We start from the raw sequence: 3978 nt of genomic DNA, 5'->3' as shown, positions 1-3978 counted from the left end.
GTTTCAAAGGATGATGCTGAAGAGGCTAAGAAATAGCTTGAAGAAGCTGGTGCTTCAGTAGAGCTTAAATAAGCGCTGCCAAAAACATCGCTAAAAGCGTTGATTTTTGACGTCGATTTTGAGTGACGTTTACGGGTCAGTACTTTGTGTGCTGGCTCGTAGGTGCGTCTTGATTGTTTTGTCTGTTTTTCAAATAGACAGTTGTTTAATTGCTGAGGGACACTAATGGCCTACTCATTTACTGAGAAAAAGCGTATCCGCAAAAATTTTGGTAGAAGACCAGAAATTTTAGCAACCCCATATCTATTGGAAACGCAGGTTAGTTCTTACCGTGCATTTTTGCAAACGGATGTGGCTAAAGCAAAGCGTAAGAGGCAGGGTCTACATGCTGCATTTGCGTCAGTGTTTCCTATCAGTAGTTATTCTGGTAGCGCTGCGCTTGAATATGTCAGTTACACATTAGGTAAGCCACCATTTGATGTAAAGGAATGTCAGATGCGCGGTATGACCTATGCAGCGCCGCTGCGTGTGATCTTGCGCTTGGTTATTTATGATAAAGAAGCGTCAGGCAACACACCTGTAGTAAAAGATATTAAAGAGCAAGAAGTGTATATGGGCGAGTTGCCGCTTATGACCGAAAACGGCACTTTTGTGATTAACGGTACCGAACGTGTTGTGGTATCACAGTTACACCGTTCACCAGGCGTCTTTTTTGAGCACGATAAAGGTAAGACTCATTCGTCTGGTAAATTACTATTTTCTGCACGGGTTATCCCTTACCGTGGCTCATGGCTTGATTTTGAATTTGATCCGAATGATGCAGTATTTGTTCGTATTGACCGTCGTCGTAAATTACCGGTTACGGTTTTGCTGCGTGGCTTGGGTCATAACGGCGAAGAAATTCTCGATATTTTCTACGATACCAATACCTTTGCTTTTACCAAAAAAGGCATTGAGCTTAAGTTAATTAGTGATCGCCTGCGTGGTGAAACATTAGAGTTTGATCTGAAAGACAAAAAAGGCGAGGTAATCGTTGAAGCAGGCCGTCGCATTATCGCGCGTCATGTTCGCAGCATGGACAAGGCAGGCTTGAAAACGCTGATCGTTCCTGAAGAGTATCTCTTCGGCAAGCGTATCGCGCGCGATGTGATCAACACAGAAACGGGTGAAGTTGTTGCTAATGCTAACGATGAGCTGACCAGCGAGTTGATTGTTGCCATTATGGAAACAGGCGTTAAGTCGTTAGAAACTTTGTTTACTAATAGCTTGGATCGTGGTCCCTATATTTCAGATACTCTCGTCATCGATGCGACACGTAGCGTTTTGGAAGCCCAGGTTGAGATTTATCGCATGATGCGCCCAGGTGAGCCACCCACTAAAGAAGCTGCGCAGGGTTTGTTCAACAATTTGTTCTTTAATTCCGAGCGTTATGATCTTTCTGCAGTGGGTCGCATGAAATTCAACAGCCGTGTTGGTCGCGAAGGCAGTGAAGGCGCAGGGGTGTTATCGAAAGAAGATATTATCGATGTGCTTACCGTATTGATCGATATTAAAAATGGTAAGGGCAGCGTTGATGATATTGACCATCTTGGTAATCGCCGGGTACGTCGTGTTGGCGAGATGGAGGAAAACCAATTCCGCATCGGCTTGGTTCGTGTTGAACGTGCCGTACGTGAGCGTCTAACCTTGGCTGAGTCAGAAGGCTTGATGCCGCAAGACTTGATCAATGCAAAACCTGTTTCAGCTGCGATTAAAGAGTTTTATGGCTCTAGTCAGTTGTCTCAGTTTATGGATCAAAATAATCCGCTGTCGGAGATAACGCATAAGCGTCGTGTTTCTGCGCTTGGCCCAGGTGGTTTGACGCGCGAGCGAGCTGGTTTTGAAGTGCGTGATGTCCACCCAACGCATTATGGTCGTGTGTGTCCGATTGAGACGCCTGAAGGGCCAAACATTGGCTTGATTAACTCTTTGGCTGTTTATGCGCGGACCAATAAGTATGGCTTCCTAGAAACACCCTATCGCCGTGTAAAAAATGGTAAAGCGACAACTGAAGTTGACTATCTTTCAGCGATCGAAGAAGGCCGTTTTGTGATTGCTCAGGCCAATGCCGAGCTTGATGACAAAGGACGGTTTACGGCCGAATTAGTTTCTTGTCGCTATGAGAATGAATTTTCATTATCACCAGTTGATCGAATCCAATATATGGATGTGTCGCCAAGACAGATCGTTTCGGTTGCGGCATCGCTAGTGCCATTCCTTGAGCACGATGATGCTAACCGTGCCTTGATGGGGTCGAACATGCAGCGTCAGGCTGTGCCAACCTTGCGTGCGGAAAAACCATTAGTAGGTACCGGCATGGAGCGTGTGGTTGCTGTCGATTCTGGCACGTCGGTTATAGCGCTGCGTGGTGGAGTTGTCGATTCTGTTGATGCTAGCCGCATTGTTGTTTGTGTTAACGATGAGGATGCACGCGCAGGCGAGCCTGGTGTTGATATTTATAATCTGACCAAATACACCCGTTCTAACCAGAATACTTGCATCAATCAACGCCCGCTAGTGAGAATTGGCGATATGATTGACCAAGGTGATGTGCTGGCTGATGGTTCCTCTGCAGATATGGGTGAATTGGCTCTGGGTCAGAACATGCTTATCGCCTTTATGCCGTGGAACGGTTATAACTTTGAGGATTCGATTCTTATTTCTGAACGTGTGGTGAAAGAAGATCGTTTCACTACGATTCATATCCAAGAGCTCACTTGTGTGTCACGTGACACTAAATTAGGGCCAGAGGAAATCACCCCTGACATTCCTAATGTTGGTGAGGCTGCTTTAGCCAAGTTGGATGAGTCAGGTGTTGTCTATATCGGTGCTGAAGTTCAGCCTGGCGATATTCTGGTGGGTAATGTGACGCCGAAGAGTGAGGCACCACTGACGCCAGAAGAAAAACTGCTACGTGCGATTTTTGGTGAAAAAGCCTCTGACGTAAAAGATACTTCATTGCGTGTGCCTTCTGGTATGAATGGCACGGTCATCGATGTGCAAGTATTTACCCGTGATGGCGTAGACAAGGATAAGCGTGCCTTACAGATTGAAGAAGAGCAGCTCGATAGCATTCGTAAAGATCTACAAGATCAATACCGTATTGTTGAAGATGATACCTATGCGCGTGTCGAAAAATTATTGCTTGGTAAGGTTGCTGAAGGCGGTCCGAGCCTTAAATCCGGGGTAAAAATTACAGCAAGTTATCTCGAAGAATTGCCACGCGATAAATGGTTTGATGTTCGTCTTCAGGACGATACAGCGAATACCCAGCTTGAACAGCTTAGCCAGCAGCTAAAAGTTCAACGCAAAGCGCTTGATGACAAATTTGAAGAGAAACGTGGCAAGCTCATGGCAGGTGATGATCTGGCTCCTGGTGTGCTGAAAATGGTTAAGGTTTACCTTGCTGTTAAGCGTCGCATTCAGCCGGGCGACAAGATGGCCGGGCGTCATGGTAACAAAGGTGTGATCTCCATGATTGTGCCGGTCGAAGATATGCCGCATACCGCAGCCGGTGAAGCTGTGGATGTTTGTTTGAACCCATTGGGCGTGCCATCACGTATGAATGTCGGTCAGGTGTTGGAAACACATTTGGGTTGGGCAGCGAAGGGTTTGGGCCACAAGATTGGACGTATGTTAGAAGCGCAAGCAAGCATTGCTGAGACGCGTAAATTTCTCGGTAAAATCTATGATCGTGATGAACGTAAGCATGGATTAGACAAGTTTACTGATAAAGAAATTATGAGTCTTGCCATGAATCTGCGTGGTGGTGTGCCCATGGCAACGCCTGTATTTGATGGTGCCAGCGAAGATGACGTACGCGAAATGTTAGCGCTAGCTGATTTGCCAGCTTCTGGCCAGACTGTGCTGTTTGATGGTCGAACGGGTGACCAAATAGATCGTCAGGTGACCGTTGGTTATATGTATATGCTTAAACTG

The 3978-nt window shown here is 46.3% G+C and carries 1 protein-coding gene; it reads left to right on the top strand.

What is annotated here, in order from left to right; genetic code table 11:
* Positions 1 to 225 precede the first annotated feature (225 nt).
* A partial coding sequence (gene rpoB / locus JKY90_04900; protein ID MBL4851604.1) for a DNA-directed RNA polymerase subunit beta occupies positions 226 to 3978 on the top strand: 3753 nt, incomplete at its 3' end.

The organism is Gammaproteobacteria bacterium (genome assembly GCA_016765075.1).
GTDB lineage: Bacteria > Pseudomonadota > Gammaproteobacteria.
The sequence above is the reverse complement of the archived record's forward strand: the minus strand, read 5'-3'. Positions and strand labels throughout refer to the sequence as shown.